The sequence below is a fragment of the Rhodococcus sp. OS5 genome (assembly GCF_056837585.1).
Window position 1 is genome coordinate 2,378,864 of sequence record NZ_CM166368.1, and the last position, 18,381, is coordinate 2,397,244.

General features: G+C 63.6%; 22 protein-coding genes. 12 read left to right on the plus strand and 10 right to left on the minus strand.

Features of this window, described 5'->3' with window-relative positions; translation table 11 throughout:
* Position 1: 1 nt before the first annotated feature.
* The gene (gene ybaK, locus ACVZUB_RS11225; RefSeq protein WP_047271686.1) at positions 2 to 496 is read right to left on the minus strand and encodes a Cys-tRNA(Pro) deacylase; all 495 of its coding nucleotides are present in this window, start codon (positions 494 to 496) and stop codon (positions 2 to 4) included.
* A 207-nt stretch (positions 497 to 703) separates the two neighbouring features.
* Between ybaK and ACVZUB_RS11230 the strand changes: the two genes are divergently transcribed.
* Together ACVZUB_RS11230 and rsrA are read left to right on the plus strand one after the other, a co-directional pair.
* Positions 704 to 1,402, plus strand: a complete 699-nt coding sequence (locus ACVZUB_RS11230) for a sigma-70 family RNA polymerase sigma factor (protein WP_042922166.1) — start codon at positions 704 to 706, stop codon at positions 1,400 to 1,402.
* Positions 1,399 to 1,680, plus strand: coding sequence for a mycothiol system anti-sigma-R factor (gene rsrA, locus ACVZUB_RS11235; RefSeq protein ID WP_081557668.1), 282 nt, complete (start codon positions 1,399 to 1,401; stop codon positions 1,678 to 1,680). Before ACVZUB_RS11230 ends, rsrA begins: the two co-directional genes overlap by 4 nt.
* 102 nt (positions 1,681 to 1,782) lie before the next feature.
* Here rsrA and ACVZUB_RS11240 read toward each other — a convergent pair whose 3' ends face one another.
* Positions 1,783 to 1,857 (minus strand): 50S ribosomal protein bL37, encoded by a 75-nt coding sequence (locus ACVZUB_RS11240; RefSeq protein ID WP_022597109.1) that lies wholly within the window; start codon positions 1,855 to 1,857, stop codon positions 1,783 to 1,785.
* Between the two features lie 136 nt (positions 1,858 to 1,993).
* Between ACVZUB_RS11240 and ACVZUB_RS11245 the strand changes: the two genes are divergently transcribed.
* Both ACVZUB_RS11245 and ACVZUB_RS11250 read left to right on the plus strand, forming a co-directional pair.
* Positions 1,994 to 2,209 (plus strand): biotin/lipoyl-binding carrier protein, encoded by a 216-nt coding sequence (locus ACVZUB_RS11245; protein WP_007731208.1) that lies wholly within the window; start codon positions 1,994 to 1,996, stop codon positions 2,207 to 2,209.
* Between the two features lie 8 nt (positions 2,210 to 2,217).
* Positions 2,218 to 3,720: a sensor histidine kinase gene (locus tag ACVZUB_RS11250; protein ID WP_003940890.1), complete on the plus strand. Its 1,503-nt coding sequence runs from the start codon at positions 2,218 to 2,220 to the stop codon at positions 3,718 to 3,720.
* A 119-nt stretch (positions 3,721 to 3,839) separates the two neighbouring features.
* Here ACVZUB_RS11250 and ACVZUB_RS11255 read toward each other — a convergent pair whose 3' ends face one another.
* Both ACVZUB_RS11255 and ACVZUB_RS11260 read right to left on the minus strand, forming a co-directional pair.
* A complete protein-coding gene (locus ACVZUB_RS11255; protein WP_003940950.1) occupies positions 3,840 to 4,094 on the minus strand; it encodes a WhiB family transcriptional regulator in 255 nt (84 codons plus the stop codon).
* Between the two features lie 255 nt (positions 4,095 to 4,349).
* Positions 4,350 to 5,306 (minus strand): diacylglycerol/lipid kinase family protein, encoded by a 957-nt coding sequence (locus ACVZUB_RS11260; RefSeq protein ID WP_007731209.1) that lies wholly within the window; start codon positions 5,304 to 5,306, stop codon positions 4,350 to 4,352.
* Positions 5,307 to 5,347: 41 nt separating this feature from the next.
* Between ACVZUB_RS11260 and ACVZUB_RS11265 the strand changes: the two genes are divergently transcribed.
* Positions 5,348 to 5,818 carry a membrane protein gene (locus ACVZUB_RS11265; RefSeq protein WP_019747799.1) on the plus strand — a complete coding sequence of 157 codons (471 nt, stop codon included), beginning with the start codon at positions 5,348 to 5,350 and terminating at the stop codon, positions 5,816 to 5,818.
* 42 nt (positions 5,819 to 5,860) lie between these two features.
* On the opposite strand, the gene ACVZUB_RS11270 is transcribed toward ACVZUB_RS11265, so the two are convergent.
* Positions 5,861 to 6,340: a GNAT family N-acetyltransferase gene (locus ACVZUB_RS11270; RefSeq protein ID WP_003940724.1), complete on the minus strand. Its 480-nt coding sequence runs from the start codon at positions 6,338 to 6,340 to the stop codon at positions 5,861 to 5,863.
* A gap of 17 nt (positions 6,341 to 6,357) precedes the next feature.
* Complete coding sequence (locus ACVZUB_RS11275) at positions 6,358 to 6,981, minus strand: acid phosphatase (RefSeq protein WP_080552758.1); 624 nt, start codon at positions 6,979 to 6,981, stop codon at positions 6,358 to 6,360.
* A gap of 71 nt (positions 6,982 to 7,052) precedes the next feature.
* Between ACVZUB_RS11275 and ACVZUB_RS11280 the strand changes: the two genes are divergently transcribed.
* A complete protein-coding gene (locus ACVZUB_RS11280) occupies positions 7,053 to 7,850 on the plus strand; it encodes a ParA family protein (RefSeq protein ID WP_030535000.1) in 798 nt (265 codons plus the stop codon).
* A 13-nt stretch (positions 7,851 to 7,863) separates the two neighbouring features.
* On the opposite strand, the gene ACVZUB_RS11285 is transcribed toward ACVZUB_RS11280, so the two are convergent.
* Positions 7,864 to 9,066, minus strand: a complete 1,203-nt coding sequence (locus ACVZUB_RS11285; RefSeq protein ID WP_030534999.1) for an Rv3212 family protein — start codon at positions 9,064 to 9,066, stop codon at positions 7,864 to 7,866.
* Positions 9,067 to 9,075: 9 nt separating this feature from the next.
* The gene (locus ACVZUB_RS11290; RefSeq protein ID WP_030534998.1) at positions 9,076 to 10,680 is read right to left on the minus strand and encodes a DEAD/DEAH box helicase; all 1,605 of its coding nucleotides are present in this window, start codon (positions 10,678 to 10,680) and stop codon (positions 9,076 to 9,078) included.
* 377 nt (positions 10,681 to 11,057) lie between these two features.
* Here ACVZUB_RS11290 and ACVZUB_RS11295 point away from each other — a divergent pair, with 377 nt between their 5' ends.
* Both ACVZUB_RS11295 and ACVZUB_RS11300 read left to right on the plus strand, forming a co-directional pair.
* Complete coding sequence (locus ACVZUB_RS11295; RefSeq protein WP_029255047.1) at positions 11,058 to 11,753, plus strand: ferritin-like fold-containing protein; 696 nt, start codon at positions 11,058 to 11,060, stop codon at positions 11,751 to 11,753.
* A 107-nt stretch (positions 11,754 to 11,860) separates the two neighbouring features.
* Positions 11,861 to 12,091 (plus strand): DUF3107 domain-containing protein, encoded by a 231-nt coding sequence (locus ACVZUB_RS11300; protein ID WP_058039094.1) that lies wholly within the window; start codon positions 11,861 to 11,863, stop codon positions 12,089 to 12,091.
* A 75-nt stretch (positions 12,092 to 12,166) separates the two neighbouring features.
* Here the strand turns inward: ACVZUB_RS11300 and fasR are convergent, their stop codons facing one another.
* A complete protein-coding gene (fasR, locus tag ACVZUB_RS11305; RefSeq protein WP_003942309.1) occupies positions 12,167 to 12,838 on the minus strand; it encodes an HTH-type transcriptional activator FasR in 672 nt (223 codons plus the stop codon).
* 328 nt (positions 12,839 to 13,166) lie between these two features.
* Here fasR and ACVZUB_RS11310 point away from each other — a divergent pair, with 328 nt between their 5' ends.
* Genes ACVZUB_RS11310 through ACVZUB_RS11320 form a run of 3 tightly spaced genes read left to right on the plus strand, consistent with a single transcriptional unit; the run spans position 13,167 to position 16,348 of the window.
* Complete coding sequence (locus tag ACVZUB_RS11310; protein WP_007731223.1) at positions 13,167 to 14,213, plus strand: DUF3152 domain-containing protein; 1,047 nt, start codon at positions 13,167 to 13,169, stop codon at positions 14,211 to 14,213.
* A gap of 47 nt (positions 14,214 to 14,260) precedes the next feature.
* Positions 14,261 to 15,448, plus strand: a complete 1,188-nt coding sequence (moeZ, locus tag ACVZUB_RS11315; RefSeq protein WP_003942292.1) for an adenylyltransferase/sulfurtransferase MoeZ — start codon at positions 14,261 to 14,263, stop codon at positions 15,446 to 15,448.
* Between the two features lie 45 nt (positions 15,449 to 15,493).
* A complete protein-coding gene (locus tag ACVZUB_RS11320; protein WP_007731227.1) occupies positions 15,494 to 16,348 on the plus strand; it encodes a TIGR02569 family protein in 855 nt (284 codons plus the stop codon).
* Here ACVZUB_RS11320 and ACVZUB_RS11325 read toward each other — a convergent pair.
* Positions 16,345 to 17,025, minus strand: a complete 681-nt coding sequence (locus ACVZUB_RS11325; RefSeq protein WP_482628423.1) for a FadR/GntR family transcriptional regulator — start codon at positions 17,023 to 17,025, stop codon at positions 16,345 to 16,347. The genes ACVZUB_RS11320 and ACVZUB_RS11325 overlap by 4 nt on opposite strands.
* Positions 17,026 to 17,118: 93 nt before the next feature.
* Here ACVZUB_RS11325 and ACVZUB_RS11330 point away from each other — a divergent pair, with 93 nt between their 5' ends.
* A complete protein-coding gene (locus tag ACVZUB_RS11330; protein ID WP_482628424.1) occupies positions 17,119 to 18,381 on the plus strand; it encodes a CynX/NimT family MFS transporter in 1,263 nt (420 codons plus the stop codon).

Below are 18,381 nucleotides of genomic sequence, written 5' to 3' on the forward strand. Positions count from 1 at the left end.
CTCAGCCCGCCGTGATTTGCGCCGTGACCGCGCCACTGAGCTGCGTGAGGTCCGTCGGAGCCAGCTCGATTTCGAGCCCGCGTCGGCCGGCGCTGCAGAGAATGCGGTCCCAGTCGAGCGCCGACGCATCGATCACTGTCGGCAGTTTCTTGCGCTGGCCGAGCGGTGAGATACCGCCGAAGACGTAGCCGCTCGAGCGCTCGGCTTCGGCGCGATCGGCCATGACGGCTTTGCTCGCACCGAGGGCAGCGGCTGCAGCTTTGAGCGAGAGCTTGTCCGGGACCGGCAGGACCGCGACGGCGAGCTTGCCGGTGTCGAGTTTGACGACCAAGGTCTTGAAGATCTGGGCGGCCTCGACGCCTGTCGACTCTGCCAGTGCAGTGACCGCCTCGTCGCCGAAAGATTCGGCGCGAGGATCGTGGTCGTAGCTGTGGACGCGGTGCGGTGTCTTCGACTTGTCGAGAAGTACGGTCGCAGGGGTCGCTGTTCCGGCCATGTGGAACACCCTATGTGGATCGCCGACAGGTGCATTCGACCAGGCCGGGAACAGAGTCGCTGACTCCCGTGTTGGTACCAGTTGATGAAACTTGTCCCGAGAAGCGAAGGAGCGACCGTGCTGGCTGTGTGTGAGCCACCACCGGCCCGTGGGTCGGATCTTCAGTTGGCGGTAACCTTGATCCCTACGGCTAGTGAAGGGATCAGAGTGCTGGAACACGACCGGCCCAAGGACGAACCGTCAGGGGTAGCTGAACCTATCGACGGCGCAGTGTCCGAAACGCCCGAAACTGCGGATGAGTTGATTGCCCGGTTCGAGCGCGACGCGCTCCCGCTGCTCGACCAGTTGTACGGCGCTGCCCTGCGCATGACGCGGAATCCGGCTGATGCCGAGGATCTCGTGCAGGAGACGTACGTCAAGGCGTACACCGCTTTCCGTTCGTTCCGTGCCGGTACCAACCTGAAAGCCTGGCTGTACCGGATTCTCACGAACACCTACATCAACTCGTACCGCAAGAAGCAGCGCCAACCCGCGCAGTATCCGACGGACGAGATCACCGACTGGCAGTTGGCCGCCACCGCCGAGCACACTTCGACGGGGCTGCGATCGGCCGAGGTGGAGGCGCTCGACGCGTTGCCTGACGACGACATCAAGGCGGCGCTGCAGTCGCTTCCCGAGGAATTCCGTATGGCCGTGTACTACGCCGATGTCGAAGGATTCCCGTACAAGGAGATCGCGGAGATCATGGGCACACCCATCGGAACGGTGATGTCGCGACTGCACCGTGGTCGCAAGCAATTGCGTGGTCTTTTGGCCGATGTCGCAAAAGACCGGGGATTCAATCGGGACGGCGCGGTCGACACAGCCACAGTCGCAGCCACCGAGACGGAAGGTGTCACACGATGAGTGAGCAGGACGAATTCGAAAGGCTCGACTGCTCGGCAGTCATCGCCGACGTCTGGTTGATGCTCGACGGTGAATGCGACGATTCAAGTCGTGCTCGCCTGCAGCGTCATATCGACGATTGTGGATCGTGCCTCGAGGCCTACGGGATCGAAGAGAAGGTCAAGAGCCTGATCAACCGTAAGTGCGGCGGAGACCATGCGCCGGAAAGCCTGCGTCAGAGGCTCACCGTCGAGTTGCGTCGGACCATCGTCATAGCGACTACCGAAACCGACAGCTAGCCCGTCAGCGAAGATCTGAGCGGCAGCAGTCGTAAGGCAGTAACGCCGAGGGGCGGGGAAGCAATGCTTCCCCGCCCCTCGGACGTTTTGTTGCGCTACATGTCAGGCGTTTGGACGCTTGCCATGGTTAGCGGCGTTGCCCTTACGGCTGCGCTTCTTACGACCACGCTTACCCATGATTGGTCTCCCTTCTGTTTCTTTCGCGTCATTGTTTCACGCCGATGCCGGTGTGGTTCCATTGGCAGGTCGATCGAGTGATCCGTCGACGTATTTTCGTGGTCAGAGTGCAGTTCCGACAGAAGTGAGGTTCACGATGGCAGAAGACGTGCGCGCCGAGATGGTTTCGACGGTCTACCAGGTCGTCGTGAGCGAGGGAGACGTCGTTGCGGACGGCGACACCCTGGTCATCCTCGAATCCATGAAGATGGAGATTCCCGTCCTGGCCGAGGTTCCGGGAACGGTGACGACGGTGGGCGTCAAGGTCGGCGACGTGATTCAGCAAGGCGATCTGATCGCCGTGATCTCCTAAGCCGGACGATGTCCACTCTCAGTGACCTCCTCGCCGAACACACCGATCTTCCCGGTGCGGCGGTCGACCATCTCCAGCGCGTCGTGGGGGAGTGGCAACTGCTCGCCGACCTCTCCTTTGCCGACGTTCTCTTGTGGGTGGGCACCGAATCGGAGAAGAACCGATCCGAGGGGACGGTCATCTGCGTCGCGCATTGCCGGCCGACAACGGCATCGACGGCTTTTCCGGAGGATGCGGTCGGAACGGTCGTTTCCGAGTCCGAGCACCCGCAGGTTCTTCGCGCTCTCGTGGAGGGCCGCGTCGTGCGCGGGGAAGACGAGACGTGGCGTGAAGGAATGCCGCCGCGTCGGGAAGCCGTTCCGGTGCGTCTGGACGGGCGAGTCATCGCTGTTCTGAGCCGCGACACCAACCTGTCGCACCAGCGAGCGCAGAGTCCGCTCGAACTCGCGTATCTCGATTGCGCCGAAGACCTGTGTCAGATGATCAGCGACGGAACCTTCCCGATCCGAGAATCGCGCTCCGACACGAACTCGAGCCCACGTGCGGGCGACGGCTTCATCCGCCTCGACACCGAAGGCACAGTCGTCTATGCCAGCCCGAACGCCCTCTCGGCCTATCACCGGATGGGTCTGAGCTCGGATCTGGTGGGCCAAGACCTCGCGGCACTGACCCGTTCGTTGGTCACCGACCCGTTCGAGTCTCAGGAAGCTGCGGGATACATCCGAGATACGTTGGCGGACAAGCCCGGTCGCCGTATGGAGATCGAGGCGCGCGGGGCAACCGTTCTGCTGCGGGCCCTGGTTCTCAAGCCTGGCGGCCGGCATGTCGGTGCTGCGGTCGTCGTCCGCGACGTCACCGAGGTCAAGCGTCGTGATCGCGCTCTGCTGAGCAAGGACGCAACCATCCGCGAGATTCACCATCGAGTGAAGAACAATCTGCAAACCGTCGCGGCGCTTCTGCGTCTACAGGCCAGGCGAACCGGCAACGACGAAGCGCGACAAGCGTTGACAGAGTCGGTGAGACGCGTGACGTCCATCGCCCTCGTTCACGACACCTTGTCGATGTCGGTGGACGAAGAGGTGGATCTCGACGAGGTGATCGACCGGTTGGTTCCCATGCTCTCCGATGTCGCGGGAGTAGGTGTGCCGGTGACGATTCGGCGTGAGGGCAGTTTCGGAGTGTTCTCCGCCGAGCGCGCCACCCCGCTGGTCATGGTGCTGACGGAGTTGGTGCAGAACGCGATCGAGCACGCTTTCGATCCGGGTGTGACCGGCACGGTCACACTCAGTGCCGAGCGTTCTGCACGCTGGTTGGACGTGATCATCCACGACAACGGGCGCGGCCTGCCGGAGAACTTCGACCTCGAGAAATCCGATCGCCTCGGACTCCAGATCGTGCGGACTCTGCTGGGAGCCGAGCTCGGTGGCTCGCTCGGACTGCACCCGGGAAGCGGAGGCGGTACCGACGCGGTTCTGCGTGTGCCGCTCGGTAGACGTTCTGCGCGTTACTGATTCGAGCCGCGTTAGCGATTCGAGCAGACAAAAAGCCCGGCACCATGTGGTGCCGGGCTGTCGTCTTCGACTGTGCAGAGGGGCTGTTCTCCGCCGCGAGTCGAACGTCTCGGTTCTACCTAGACGGAAGTGCGTGCACGGGTACGTGCGTTACGACGCTTGAGTGCGCGACGCTCGTCTTCGCTCATTCCGCCCCAGACGCCTGCATCCTGGCCGGACTCGAGAGCCCACGACAGGCACTCGGCGGTGACGGGGCAGCGGTTGCAGACAACCTTGGCATCAGCGATCTGAGCGAGGGCCGGTCCACTGTTTCCCACAGGGAAGAACAGTTCGGGATCCTCGTCGCGACAGATTGCGTTGTGGCGCCAGTCCATCTTTTTTCGCTCCTTAATTGGGTGTGTATTCACACCATTTGGTACCAATGAGTTTGTGTGTGCGTCATCAATGTTTCCGCACTGTTACTTGTGAATGCTTTCACGAACTCGCGGTATGTCAATAGGTTTGAACGGGTTCGTGGGCCAACTCACTAATTTGTGACACACCTGACGGCCACCTGGGCGTCACCGGCATTTTACCCGATTTCGACCTTTTGGCACCAGAGTTTTTGCAGGTCAAACGTGTTGCCTGACTCACGTCGTAATCGGTGCGAACACTTCCAGTGCATCCGGGACCGAGGTGAATTCGACCTTTTCACGAAGTCCGATGTAGTCGCCGTCCATCTGGAGTCCGATCGGTCGCGACGATTCGATGGTGATTGTCGGGACGTCGTCGGTGCGTAAGAGGACCTTCGATTTCGGCTCCGCGCCGCGTGCGAGTAGTTGCCGCACAACCCGCAGGGACGGCAGAACTTTGGTGCTCGTCATGGCGAAGATGCCGAGTCCACTGTCGAAGGTCGTTCCCGGATTGGTGTGGACGGGACGCTCTTCCAGATATGTCCACGGGCTCGAGTTCGAGACGAATGCGTAGTGGACTCCGGAGACGGGATCCTGATCGGGAAGGTGGACGGTCAGCGCTGGTTCGGCTCGCTTGGCACGGAAGAACGCCGCGATCGCGGTTCGGACATACCGGGCGGGTGTGGCGGCGTCACCGTTCTTACGGCTGGCGTCGACGGCCTCGCACACATCGGCGTCGAGGCCCATTCCGGCGTTGAACGTGAACCAACGGTTGTCGCAGTGTGCGAGCCCGATTCGGCGCCTGGTCCGTTCGGAGAGGAGGTCGACGAGTTGGTTCGTGGCGTCGATCGGGTCGGCGGCAATACCGAGTGAGCGCGCGAAAACGTTTGCCGAGCCTCCCGGGACGACAGCGATCGTCGGGATCGGACCGACCGGAACCGATTTCATCGACGCGGGATGCGGTGACCCGAGCAGTCCGTTGACCACTTCGTTGACCGTTCCGTCGCCACCGTGGACGATCACCGAGCCGAAGCCGTCTTCGTGGGCTTCGCGCGCCAGTTCGGCAGCATGACCCCGATGTGTGGTGTGCGCCACAGTAAGTCGCACCCGACTCTCGAGGGCGTGTGCCAACAGGTCACGACCGGCAGCGGTGGTGGAGGTGGCATTGGGATTGACGATCAGCAGTGCGCGCACGGGGCATGAGCCTATCCGGTGTCGTGTTCTAGGCTGGCCTCGTGCCGAATACCGCCAGTCCGAACGCCCTGCCCAAGACAGTCACATGGGCAGGTGCCCTCGTGACGCTTCAAGGGCTGGTTGCCGCCGGGTTCGCGATCGTCGCAGTGATTCGCGGTGCAACCGGCCACGATCAGAGCGTCACCAACGGATACGGATTTGCCGCCTGGGTCGCGATCCTCGGCGGCGCGGTGTTGGCTGCCGGTATCGCTTTGCTGACGGGCCGCCGGTGGGGCCGGGCAATCGCCGTCGTCGCGCAGTTGCTGCTCCTGCCGGTCGCCTGGTCGCTCCTGACCGATTCGCATCAGGTGCCACTCGGCATCGTTCTGGGTGTCGTCGTTCTCGGCGCTCTGGGCTGCCTGTTCTCGGCTCCGACGTCTCGATGGATGGCAGCGGAGTACGGAGCGTACGCAGACGAGGTCTCGCCGGAAGAGGGGCGCCCGGACGAGACCGAAGAGCCGCGGGACAAGTAGGACGGAACGCCTACGCTGCTTCAGACCTACTCAGCTTCCGCTCTACTCAGCTTCGGCGGCGAGAGCTCCGAGGTGAGTACCGGTCAGGCGATACGTGGTCCACTCCGTCTTCGCGTCGGCGCCGAGTGACTCGTAGAACTTGATCGAGGGGGTGTTCCAGTTGAGCACCGACCAGGACAGCCGGGTGTAGTCGTTGTCGGTGCACTCCTTGGCGAGTGCGGCCAGAAGAGCCTTCCCGTGGCCTGATCCGCGCTGACTGGGCTTGACGTAGAGGTCTTCGAGGTAGATGCCGTGAGCGCCGTCCCACGTCGAGAAATTGCGAAACCACAACGCCATGCCGACGACGTCGTCGGCCGAATTCACAGCGACGTGCGCGAAGGCCGTCGCGGCCGGCCCGAACAACGCCTCGCCGATCTGTTCCGCCTTCACGGTGCACTCGTCGAGGGCCTTCTGGTAGTCGGCCAACTCGTAGATCATGTCGGTGATCGGCTGGACGTCTGCGGGCGTGGCGCGTCGGATCATAAGGAGAATCTTAGGCCTCAAGCCTCGACGAGCGGCGGCACGTTGTGATGGACGAGGTGGGTGGCGCCGTGCTCGTAACCGAGAACCGAGTATGCGCCGGGGGACAAGGCGAAACGCTTTCCTTCCGTCACCGGGAGCTCGAGCCAGCGGGCGATGAGTGCGCGTGAGAAGTGGCCGTGCCCGATCAGGATCACGTCGCGTTCGGGTAGTTGTGAACGCACCATCGACAGCACCATGTCGGTGCGGGCGTGGATCTGATCGGCCTGCTCGCCGCCGGGGCACGGGTGCGTCCAGACGGTCCAATCGGGCACAGTTGCGCGGATCTCGGGCGTCGTGAGGCCTTCGTAGTCGCCGTAGTCCCATTCGGACAGTGCGTCCCAGGTTCGCTCTTCCGGCAGGCCGGCGAGATCGCCCGTCAACTGTGCGCGCAGCCGCGGACTCGTCAGAATCATGGGGTTCCGGAGGTCGAGGGTTCGCAAGCGATTTCCGGTCGCGGTTGCCTGCATCTCGCCGAGCGGAGTCAGCGGAACCTCGGTCCGGCCCGTGTGTTTCCCGGTGCGTGCCCACTCGGTTTCACCGTGTCGCATGAGTACGACGCGAGCACCGAGGGGGATCGACGAGGGGGCGGACTGGGACGTCATGTCGACCATCATTGCAGGCTGCCTCGCGTGTGTAGCTCGCCTCCTGGCGCGAAGTGCGCAAGGATCTACGTGTGACGACGGTTCTCGCAGTGGCGAATCAAAAGGGCGGCGTGGCTAAAACCACCACCGTCGCTTCTCTCGGTGCGGCTTTGTCCGCGCTCGGACAACGAGTTCTGGTGGTGGATCTCGACCCGCAGGGCTGCCTGACGTTCTCGCTCGGACACAACCCGGATCGCCTCGAGCGTTCGGTCAACGAGGTCCTGGCAGGTGATCTCGACGCGGTCGACGCCGTGCTGAAGACGGACGACGGTATGGATCTCCTGCCGGCCACGATCGATCTCGCGGGCGCCGAAGCGCTGCTCCTGATGCGACCCGGTCGAGAGTTCGCGCTCAAGCGGGCGCTGTCTCCGCTCCTGGGCTCTTACGACGTCATCATCATCGACTGCCCACCGTCGTTGGGTGTGCTCACACTCAACGGATTGACTGCGGCGCAGTCGGTTCTGGTTCCACTACAATGCGAAACCCTCGCACACCGCGGCGTCGGACAGCTGCTGCGTACGGTTCGTGAAGTCCAAGCCATCACCAACCCGGATCTTGTTCTGCTCGGCGCACTTCCGACTCTGTACGACGCTCGAACCACGCACAGTCGCGACGTGCTCGCCGACGTCAGCGACCGCTACTCCCTGGCCGTTCTGGCGCCTCCGATCCCACGCACCGTCAAGTTCGCCGAGGCGTCCGCGTCGGGTGCGACGGTCCTCGCCGGACGAAAGAACAAGGGCGCGGATGCCTATCGAGAACTCGCCGACAATCTCGTAAAGCATTGGGCTGGAAACGAAGTCGTGACTTTCGCGCCGGAACTGGCGATCTGAGGAAGGTGAGCTTCTAGCGCAGCGCGAACAAGGTATCGCCGCGCTGTTCCAGAATCGTCTCGCCCGCACTGGCGAGCACGATCGGCGTCGCCGTCTCACCGCGGTCGACTGCGATCATGCGCTGCACCGCTCCGTCCGACGGACTGACGGCTGCAATGCCGCCCGGAACGGGGATGAGCATCTGACCGGCAACCATGCTTCCGGGTCCTGACGTTCCGTTGACGATCCACGTCGGAGCCAGATCGCTCAGGCGCAGGTTGACGGTCTGCGAGCCGGTCCACCACGTGATCGAAGCCTTGTCGGCGTGGGTGCGGGCGCCTTCGGTCACCGTTCCCTCGATCGGATAGTCGACGATCGGATTGCCGGATCCGTCGAAAATGGTGATGCGAGAAACGGTTCCGTTGGCTGCGGGGAGATAGACCGCCGTCTTTTCGCCGGCCACGGCCAGCAGGCGGGCGCCCTCGGAGTCGAGGAGAATCGCGGATCCGTACTCTTCGGGTTCCTGGGCGTCCTTGGGTGCGGGATTCATCACCGTCAACCTGTTGGAGGCTTCACCGGGGCAGCGTTCGAGTACCGAGACTCGGTTGGCGCTCGACGCAGCGTCGAGCAGCGTGCATCCGGTGCGGGGTTGCTTGTTGGGGTTGACCTTCGCGTCGACCCGGCCGTACTCGAGGGTTCGGACGAGGTCCGAGCGCCACAGCTCCATTCGCTCACTGCCGCGCGAAATCAGGTAGGTGCCGTCCGCTGAAAGGCTGACCGCGGAATCGGCGTCGCTGTTGCGCTGGTCCTTTCGGGCGCCGGTGTCGGCGACCAGTGACGTGACCTGAGAGCAACCGCGATCATCCTGATAGACGCTGACGACGCGATCCCACGAACCGATCGCGCCGCACAGCGGAATGTTGCGCGCGTATCGCCACACTTCTTCGCCCGTTGCCGGATCGCGGCCGATCACCTCGGAGCCGTCGGCGGTGACGACGGCATTTCCGACGGTGATCGGTGCCGTCGAGTCGGCACTGGGAGATTCCCACGTCTGCTTCAGGATGTCGGGTAACAACACCGACGTCGACAGAGGTGGGAGTGGAGATTCGGCGGTGACCGAGGTGGTTCCGCGCGCATCACTGCGCAACCACACAACGGTCACCGCCACGATTACGGCCAGCGCGATTGCCAGCGCACCGATCACATCTGAGCGAGTACGCCTTTCGGGAGCCAGCACATCGGCAGCTTACTCTGCGGCGCCTGCCGTCGCGGAAGCCGCGGGGCGACGACGCCGACGGCGACGCGGCTTGGCCGCTCCGTCTTCGTCCGAGTTCTCGGCAGCGGTTGCCGCGGGTGCCGAAGGGGGAGCTGTGGTGGCGCCGGCGGTGGTGGACGTCGCAGCGTCGGTCGAAGCGCCGGCGCGGGTGCGGCGACGGGTCCGGTTGCGGCGGGGAGCGGCCTTCTCTTCGTTGCCGTCCGAGTCGGTCGACTTCGGCGCGTCTGCTTTGTCCGTTGCTGCTTTGTCCGTTGCTGCCTTCTCAGGGGCGGCCTTGGCCTTGCGAACAGTGCCCTTGGCATCGGCCGGAATGGACAACTCTTCGTAGAGGTGCGGCGAGCTGGAGTAGGTCTCGACCGGGTCGGGGATTCCGAGGCTCAGTGCCTTGTCGATGAGCTGCCAGCGAGGGATGTCGTCCCAGTCGACCAGCGTGACGGCGATGCCGGTGCGTCCGGCGCGGCCGGTACGACCGATGCGGTGGACGTAGGTCTTCTCGTCCTCGGGGCACTGGTAGTTGATGACGTGGGTGACATCGTCGATGTCGATACCGCGGGCAGCGACGTCGGTGGCGACCAGAACGTCGACCTTGCCGTTACGGAAGCCCTTCAGCGCCTTTTCACGGGCGATCTGGCCGAGGTCACCGTGGACGGCACCGACGGAGAAGCCGCGCTCGGCGAGATCGTCGGCGACTTTCTGGGCTGTGCGCTTGGTGCGGGTGAAGATCATCGTCGCGCCGCGGCCTTCGGCCTGCAGGACGCGGGCGACCATCTCGGCCTTGTCGAGCGCGTGTGCACGGTAGATGTGCTGGCTGGTGCGATCGTGCACCGCGGAGGATTCGGCCTCTTCGGCGCGGATGTGCGTCGGCTGCGTCAGGAAGGTACGAGCCAGGGTGATGATCGGGCCGGGCATCGTCGCGGAGAAGAGCATCGTCTGACGCTTGTCGGGGACCATGCCCATGAGGCGTTCGATGTCGGGGAGGAATCCCAGGTCGAGCATTTCGTCGGCCTCGTCGAGGACGAGAACGCCCACCTTGCCCAGGATCAGGTGCGACTGGTTGGCGAGGTCGAGCAGGCGACCCGGGGTGCCGACGACAACGTCGACGCCCTTCTGGAGTGCCGAGATCTGCGCCTCGTACGGACGGCCGCCGTAGATGGGCAGAACCTGGAGACCGCGGTCGCCGACTCGGAGGTACTTGCTGGCGTTCTCGAGGTCGCGGGCAACCTGGATGCACAGCTCGCGGGTGGGAACGATGATCAGAGCGCGGGGCGTGCCGTCGAGAACAGCCGTGCCGTTCTCGGCGGTGACGATGCGATGCAGGAGCGGGACGCCGAAACCGAAGGTCTTGCCCATTCCGGTGCGGGCCTGACCGATGAGGTCGTCACCGGCGAGAGCCAACGGAAGGGTGAGTTCCTGGATGGCGAAGGTGCGCTCGATGCCGATCTCGTTCAGTGCGCGGACGATTTCGTCGCGGACACCGAGTTCGGCGAAGCTCGGGGGTACATGGGTGTCGTCGAGCTGGACGGAAACGGTGTTCTCGGTTGCTTCGTCTTCGTGGTCGACAGTGATCTTGCTCAGGGGACTAGCCTTTCCTCGTGGCGGTACGCACGCACAAGGTAAGGGGCCAGGCCGTAAGTCGGCCGATGTCGATGCCCTCTTTTTCTTCGGTCATGCCTACGCCTCAGCACTGAATTCCACTCGGACGAATTCGAACCGTCCGGAGATCTCGGCGAAGCGGGCGACAACCGTCGATGCAGGTGCGCGCACATTATCGGTGGGGTTCGTGTGAATACAGCCGTCCCGGCTAACCAATTGGCCCGGGGGAACTGGCGAACTCCCAAGACCATTGTAGCTGCACGTTGTCCGTCCCTCGCGATGACATGTCGAAGATCACCGAATCGGACATGCGGTCCTTGCCGGTCGCGTCGGCCGTCGAAGCACTACAGTTCGTAGTCATGGGCGCACACGATCTTGATGCTTCGACGGACGCTGGAACCGGAGGCCGAGTCGCTTCCGATCACCCTGGCGTGATCGATTTGTTTGCCGTTCTCGCGTATGGCGAGATTTCGGCGTTCTACCGTTTGGCGGAGGACGCACAAATGGCACCGGACCTGCGAGGCAAGGTGGCGTTCGCCAGCATGGCCGCCGCCGAGATGGACCACTTCGAGACTCTGGAAACGGCGTTGACGGAACGTGGCCACGAGATCTTCGCCGTCATGGACCCGTTCGTTCGAGCTCTCGACAACTACCACGCGTCGACGACACCGTCGACGTGGCTGGAATCGCTCGTGAAGGCGTACGTCGGCGACGGAATCGCTGCCGACTTCTATCGCGAGATCGGGCACTCCCTCCCGGCGGATGTCGCGGAAATCGTCGAGGACGTGCTGTCCCAGACGGGCCACTCGGAGTTCGTGGTGCTCGAGGTGAAGGCAGCAGTGGAGGCCAGTACTCGCGCCAAGGACCGGTTGATGCTGTGGGGACGCCGTCTTCTGGGCGAAGCAATCACGCAGGCACAGTTCGTGCTGGCGCAGCGTGAAGATCTCACCGATCTGGTGATCTCCGCCTCCGGCGACCTCAACGGAGTTGTCGCGTTGTTCGACGGCATGCAGGCAAAGCATGCCGAGCGGATGGCGATTCTCGGACTCGTCTAGGTGCCTGTTCGCTCTGGGCACAGCGTGCAGAGGAGCGTGGGCGGTCGTTGCTGCATTAGCCTTGCGTCGACAACGGATGTAATTCACGAACAGTTCGGAGGTTGACCGTGGAGGTCAAGATCGGTGTAATCGACAGCCCGCGTGAGCTCATCGTCAACAGCGAACAGACCCCTGACGAGGTCGAGACACTGGTCGCGGCTGTCCTCGGTGGCCGCGAGCCGGTTCTGGCTCTCGTCGACGACAAGGGCCGCAAGTTCCTGGTGCAGGCCGCTCGTGTGGCGTACGTGGAGATCGGTCCGTCCGATATCCGCAAGGTCGGATTCGCGCCTACCGTCTGACGCGTAGCTGTAACAGCAGAATGGGCGGGCAGTCGTGAGACTGCCCGCCCATTCTCGTTCGGGTTCGGGTTCCGGTTACTTCGTTTCGGCTTGCAGCGGCACGTGTGAGAGACCGCCCCACGCGAGGGTCACGGTGATTTCCACGGCTTCTTCCTTCGGGATCGGCCGCGCGGCTTCGAGCCAGTACCGCGCAGTGAACTGGCTGGCACCGACAAGACCGACCGCAAGGATGCGCGCACGGTACGGATCGAGTCCGGAATCCTGACTCACCAGGTCGAACACGGCGTCGACGCAGGCTTCGGTGGCTTGTTCGACGCGTGTCTGGACCTGAGGTTCGCCCATGATGTCGGACTCGAACACCAGGCGGAAGCCCTGGGAGTCGTTGTCGACGAAGTCGAAGAACGCCTGGACCGCGGCGCGGACACGCTGTTTGTTGTCCGTCGTCGATCGCAGGGCCTGGCGTACACCCGAGATGAGGCTGTCGACGTAACTCTGCAGGACTGCGACGTACAGTTCGAGTTTGCCTGGGAAATGTTGGTACAGAACTGGCTTGCTGACACCGGCACATTCGGCGATCTCGTCCATGCCGGCCGAGTGGTACCCGTTCGCAACGAATACCTCACTTGCAGCTGCGAGGAGCTGGAGGCGGCGCGCATCGCGGGGGAGGCGGGTGCTGCGACGTGTTCCGGCAGGCTTGCCAGCCGTTGTACCGCGATCGGAGTCAGTCCGATCCGCGAGTTCTGTCATGTCGCTTCCAATCTGAGCAAAAGTAATTCGGTCGGCGCGCGGATCCGCGAGTCGCGTGTGCGTACCCGCCAGTATCCTCCGTCACACCGGTCGTAGCCGAATGAACGATACCGTGTGTCGCCCGGGCGAGTCGCGCGTGCCTCGGTGAGCGAGACCAGCGGTCTTTCTCGTTACAGGACGGGCTGCCATGACACGCCAGGACCAGCAAGTTTCGGTCAGCCCGGGCGAGCGACTTGCCGTGTGTGAGATTCTGGACGACGTGACTGACCCAGGGGGACCGCGCATGCGTGGACGAACTACGCAGAACCCTGAACGTGAGGAACGTCGAATGCGTAGCGGAACTGGAGCGCCTCGCGACGAACGTCGGCCGGAGGTGCCGGATGATCGTGCCTACGGCGAACGCGACTATCGCGGCATTTCCTCCCATCAGCCTTTGCGCGCCCAATGGGATCCGACCAAACGAGAAGTGGGCCGAACCCCGCGTAATCCGCGACCGGACCGGGCAGCGCGAAAGCAGAGCAAGCTCGGGCGCTTCGTCTCGACCTACGGTTGGCGGGCCTACGCGATTCCGGTTCTCGTGGTGCTCACCATTCTTGTGATCGTCGATGCGGTACGGCCGGACGCCACAGACTCCGCGAGCAAGACGTCGGCCACCGCCGACCTCGCGCACAGCACCGACGGAACCGACGTCATCGGCGCCCCACCGGCCGGAGACGGAACTTTTGCCTCGTCGATACCGTCCGGTGCCCTTCCCGACGGTGGTCCGTTCACCGTCGCGGGGGGTGGAACGTGGCACGTCGTACCAGGTACGACGGGCAAGGTTGGACAGGGAACCGAACGCGAGTTCACGTACACGGTCGAGATCGAGGACGGCGTCGACACGACCGGCTTCGGCGGAGACGAATCGTACGGACGCATGGTCGACCAGACACTGGCCAATCCGAAGAGTTGGACCAACGATCCCAAGGTCGCGTTCCGGCGCGTCGACGCCGGCGAGCCGGACTTCCGGATCTCCTTGACCTCACAGATGACGATCCGCGAAGGCTGTGGATACGAAATCGAACTCGAAGGATCCTGCTACAACCCGAGCATGGACCGAGTCCTGCTCAACGAACCGCGATGGGTGCGAGGCGCCATTTCGTTCCAGGGCGACATCGGCTCGTATCGGCAGTATCAGATCAATCACGAGGTCGGCCATGCCATCGGATACGCCGCTCATCAGCCGTGCGAGACCGAAGGCGGACTCGCACCGATCATGATGCAGCAGACCTTCGGAACCGCGAACAACGACATCGCTAGGCTTGATCCCGAGGGCGTCGTTCCGATGAACGGACTCACGTGCCGCTTCAATCCGTGGCCGTACCCCCGAGCGTGACCGGATCGAGAATCCCTGATCTCGTCTTGAACTAGGAGTGTTTCGCGGTGTCTGCAACACCCGTCGTATTGCCACCACTGGTGGAGCCGGCAGCCGAGTTGAGCCGGGAGGAAGTTGCCCGATACAGCCGGCACCTGATCATCCCGAACGTAGGCATGACCGGTCAGAAGCGGCTCAAGAATGCACGAGTCCTGTTCATCGGCGCCGGTGGATTGGGTTCACCGGCACTGCTCTATCTCGCGGCCGCAGGAGTGGGCACCATCGGGATCGTCGAGTTCGACGAGGTCGACATGTCGAACCTGCAGCGTCAGGTGATTCACGGACGCTCCGACGTCGGACGCCCGAAGGCGCTCAGTGCGAAGGAGTCGATTCTCGAAATCAACGAGCACGTCGACGTCCGGTTGCACGAGTTCCGCCTGGACAACTCCAACGCGGTCGAACTGTTCTCCGAGTACGACCTGATCCTGGACGGTACGGACAACTTCGCGACGCGGTACCTCGTCAACGATGCTGCCGTCATCGCGGGAAAGCCGTACGTGTGGGGCTCGATCTACCGCTTCGAAGGGCAGGTCTCGGTCTTCTGGGAAGACGCCCCGGACGGCGCGGGACTGAACTATCGCGATCTTTACCCGGAGGCGCCGCCGCCAGGCATGGTCCCCTCGTGCGCCGAGGGTGGTGTGCTCGGAGTCCTGCCTGCGACCGTCGGTTCGATCATGGCGACCGAGGCGGTCAAGCTCATCACGGGGATCGGCGAACCGCTTCTCGGACGCCTGATGATCTACGACGCACTTGCGATGACGTTCCGGACGATCCGCCTTCAGCGTGATCCGACCCGCGTGCCCGTCACCGCCTTGATCGACTACGACGCGTTCTGCGGTGTCGTGTCCGAAGAGGCGAGTGCCGCTGCTGTCGGTTCGACGATCACGGCGCCCGAACTGGAGGCCATGATCGGCGAGGGACGGTCGATCGAGCTGGTCGACGTACGAGAACCGGTTGAATGGGACATCATGCATCTGCCGGGGGCCGTGCTGATCCCGAAGGACCGCATCCTGTCCGGTGAAGCTCTGGCGACGTTGCCGCAGAACAAGCAGATAGTGCTGTACTGCAAAACCGGCATTCGTTCCGCCGAGGCACTCGCATTTCTCAAGAACGCCGGTTTCTCCGACGCGGTCCACGTTCAAGGCGGCGCGATCGCCTGGGCGAACCAGGTGGATGCGAGTCTGCCGGTCTACTAGGCGCGCCTCGCGGGAGGCGGCGCCGCGCACCGGTAGCGTTGGGGTGTGAGCACAGGCCAACCTCCCCAGCACGTGTGCTCCACCTTCGGCCTCCGTGAAGTCGATCCCATCCCACTCGGTGCGGATTGGGACGGCGGGTGGCTGTGTGGAGACGTCGTCCTTTCAGCAGTCGCGGATCATGCCCGCGCAGCGTGGTCGGCGAAGGTGCGAGAGAACCTCGAAGTCGACGGCGTTCGGCTGGCTCGACCGGTGCGTTCGACCGACGGTCGTTACGTCGTCTCGGGCTGGCGTGCCGACACCTTCATCGTCGGATCGCCGGAACCACGTCACGACGAAGTGGTCTCGATGTCCTGCCGACTGCATGCGGCGACGGCCTCGCTCGAGCGCCCGCGCTTCCTTGCGCAACCGCCCGTGCCGCCGTGGGCCGAGGTCGACGTATTCGTCGCCGCTGATCGCGCGGCATGGGAAACGGTTCCGCTGAGGATCGCGAAGGGCGTCGAGCAACTCGAGACGCCCACTCCTGACGGTCGCAAAAGTCTGGAACTGATCGCCGGGCTCGCTACTTTGCGTAAGCCGGTGCAGAGCCCGGACCAGCTCGTGCACGGCGATCTGTTCGGGACAGTGCTGTTCTCGGGCAGTATGGCGCCCGGAATCACCGACATCACGCCGTATTGGCGGCCGGCTGCGTGGGCCGCCGCCGTCGCTGTGGTCGACGCGATCTCGTGGGGCGGTGCCGACGAGGCACTGGTCGGCCGGTGGGAAGATCTCCCCGAGTGGCCACAGATGCTTCTACGTGCGGTGATGTTCCGCTTGGCGGTTCATGTTCTGCATCCTCGCTCGACGGCGGACGCGTTCCCGGGGTTGGCCCGTACGTCCGACATCGTGCGCTTGCTGCTCTAGATCGGGGCGCCGGTACCGAAGTCCGAGACCAGGCCCTCGAACAGCTCGCGTGCGGCGTTCGAGGCGGCCACGGTGTTCCCGTCGACGACAGCGTTGACGAGGTTCGCGTGCTGCGAGTGGAATCCTTCGCCGGTTGCATCGATGTGCTGTTGGATCGTGGTCTCGATGACCGGGAGCAGGGAGTCGTAGAACTCCAGGTAGACCTCGTTGTGGCTGGCCGCGACGATTGCTCGGTGCAGGGCGACGTCCGCGGTGGTGGCGGCGTCGACGTCCTGACCCTCCCACGAAGCGGTGCGAAGCTCGAGTAGTCGCGTCAGTTCGGCGATGTCGTCTTTGGTTCGCCGTGCGGCGGCCAGGGTGGCCGCGGTGATGTCGAGTGCGCGCCGTAGTTCGAGTACATCCCGCTGGTGGGCGCCGGCAAAGTAGTTGCCCAGAGTGCCACCGAGGTCGGAGACGGCAACGACGTAGGTGCCAGATCCTTGACGACGTTCCAGCATTCCGGCGTGAACGAGCGCCTGGACCGCCTCGCGCACGGTATTGCGACCGGTGCCGGTCAACTCCGACAGTTCCGGTTCGGTGGGGATTTTGGAACCGATCGGCCAGGTTCCGCTCCGGATCTCGTTGCGGAGTTGTTCGGTGACCTGAGAGATGAGACTTGCGCGTCGAACGGGTTGCACGTGGTTGTTTCCTCGGGTCCGGGTAAGTGGTGTGAATGTGACGTTAGATTACCGCGCTTGTGCGAGTTCGTCCGGTCATCCTATGATTTCCCGGTGACTGCTCAACTGGAGAGAACCGAAACCCGCTCGTTGGTACAAGGCCGTGTGCTCGTCTTCGCAGCGATTGCGATGTCTGCGCTCGTACTTCGACTTGCGGTGACCTCGTTCTCGCCTTTGGCGGCCGAGATTCGCGACGAGATCGGCTTCTCCGCCTCGATCGTCGGTGTCTTCGGCATGGTTCCGACCGCAATGTTCGCCATCTTCGGTCTCGTCACTCCCGCCATCGCGAAACGTATCGGGCTCGAGCGAACGGCCCTCGTTGCGATGCTCATGGCCGGCGTCGGAATGCTGTTGCGCGCCATGATGTCTCAGACATGGTCGTTGCTGGCCCTCTCGGCTCTGGCACTGGCAGGCATGGGAATCGGCAATGTCGTGATCCCACCGTTGGTCAAGCGGTACTTCTCGGATCGCCTCGCCACCATGAGTTCGGTCTACATCGTGGCCGTGCAGATCGGCACCATCGTTCCGGCGTTCGTCGCAGTCCCCGTTGCCGACGCCTTCGGGTGGCGGTTCTCGATCGGCTGGTGGTCCGCCTTCGGCTTCGCCGCAGCAGTGCCGTGGTTGATCACCCTCGCTCGCTCGCGCAAGGCTCGCGCGAACGAAGCCGGGTCCGTCGAGAATTCATCGGATTCGGTTGCGGCAGTGGCAGAACAGCCACGCGGTCAGGTCTGGCGTTCTCCCGTGGCCTGGGGGATGGCCGGCATGTTCGGCATGACCTCACTGATCACGTATTCGATGTTCACGTGGATTCCCTCGATCCTTCGTGACGCCGGAGCCAGTGACGCCTTCGGCGGAACGATGGTCGGAATGTTCTCGGTGATCGGGCTCGTCGCAGCTTTCGGTGCACCGACGCTGTGCGCCCGCATGGCCAATCCCTTCCCTGTCGTGATCGCGTGTGCCGTCTGCTACCTGGTCGGCATGGGCGGGCTGTACTTTGCCCCGATGGCGGCGCCGGTCGTGTGGGTTGTCGTCCTGGGCCTCGGTCCGAGCACGTTCCCGATGTCGCTCACGCTGATCAACCTGCGTACTCGTTCGCACATCGGTTCCTCGGCACTGTCCGGCTTCACCCAGGGCATCGGCTACTCCGTTGCCTGCCTCGGTCCGCTCCTGTTCGGCGTTTTCCACGACGTGTCCGGTGGATACGCTGCGCCGTTCGGCCTGCTCGTCGTCGCGGTGGTCGTGGTGCTCCTGGGCGCTTACCAGGCATGCAAGCCTCGGATGCTCGAGGATTCCTGGCACGCACCTGCGAAAAACTAG

Excerpts from the sequence above, each read along its gene's own strand:
- fasR (WP_003942309.1), bottom strand. The coding sequence starts at position 12,838 with ATGACAGAACTCGCGGATCGGACTGACTCCGATCGCGGTACAACGGCT.
- ACVZUB_RS11255 (WP_003940950.1), bottom strand. The coding sequence starts at position 4,094 with ATGGACTGGCGCCACAACGCAATCTGTCGCGACGAGGATCCCGAACTG.
- ACVZUB_RS11270 (WP_003940724.1), bottom strand. The coding sequence starts at position 6,340 with ATGATCCGACGCGCCACGCCCGCAGACGTCCAGCCGATCACCGACATG.
- ACVZUB_RS11245 (WP_007731208.1), top strand. The coding sequence starts at position 1,994 with ATGGCAGAAGACGTGCGCGCCGAGATGGTTTCGACGGTCTACCAGGTC.
- ACVZUB_RS11295 (WP_029255047.1), top strand. The coding sequence starts at position 11,058 with ATGGGCGCACACGATCTTGATGCTTCGACGGACGCTGGAACCGGAGGC.
- ACVZUB_RS11250 (WP_003940890.1), top strand. The coding sequence starts at position 2,218 with ATGTCCACTCTCAGTGACCTCCTCGCCGAACACACCGATCTTCCCGGT.
- ACVZUB_RS11310 (WP_007731223.1), top strand. The coding sequence starts at position 13,167 with ATGCGTAGCGGAACTGGAGCGCCTCGCGACGAACGTCGGCCGGAGGTG.
- ybaK (WP_047271686.1), bottom strand. The coding sequence starts at position 496 with ATGGCCGGAACAGCGACCCCTGCGACCGTACTTCTCGACAAGTCGAAG.
- rsrA (WP_081557668.1), top strand. The coding sequence starts at position 1,399 with ATGAGTGAGCAGGACGAATTCGAAAGGCTCGACTGCTCGGCAGTCATC.
- ACVZUB_RS11275 (WP_080552758.1), bottom strand. The coding sequence starts at position 6,981 with ATGACGTCCCAGTCCGCCCCCTCGTCGATCCCCCTCGGTGCTCGCGTC.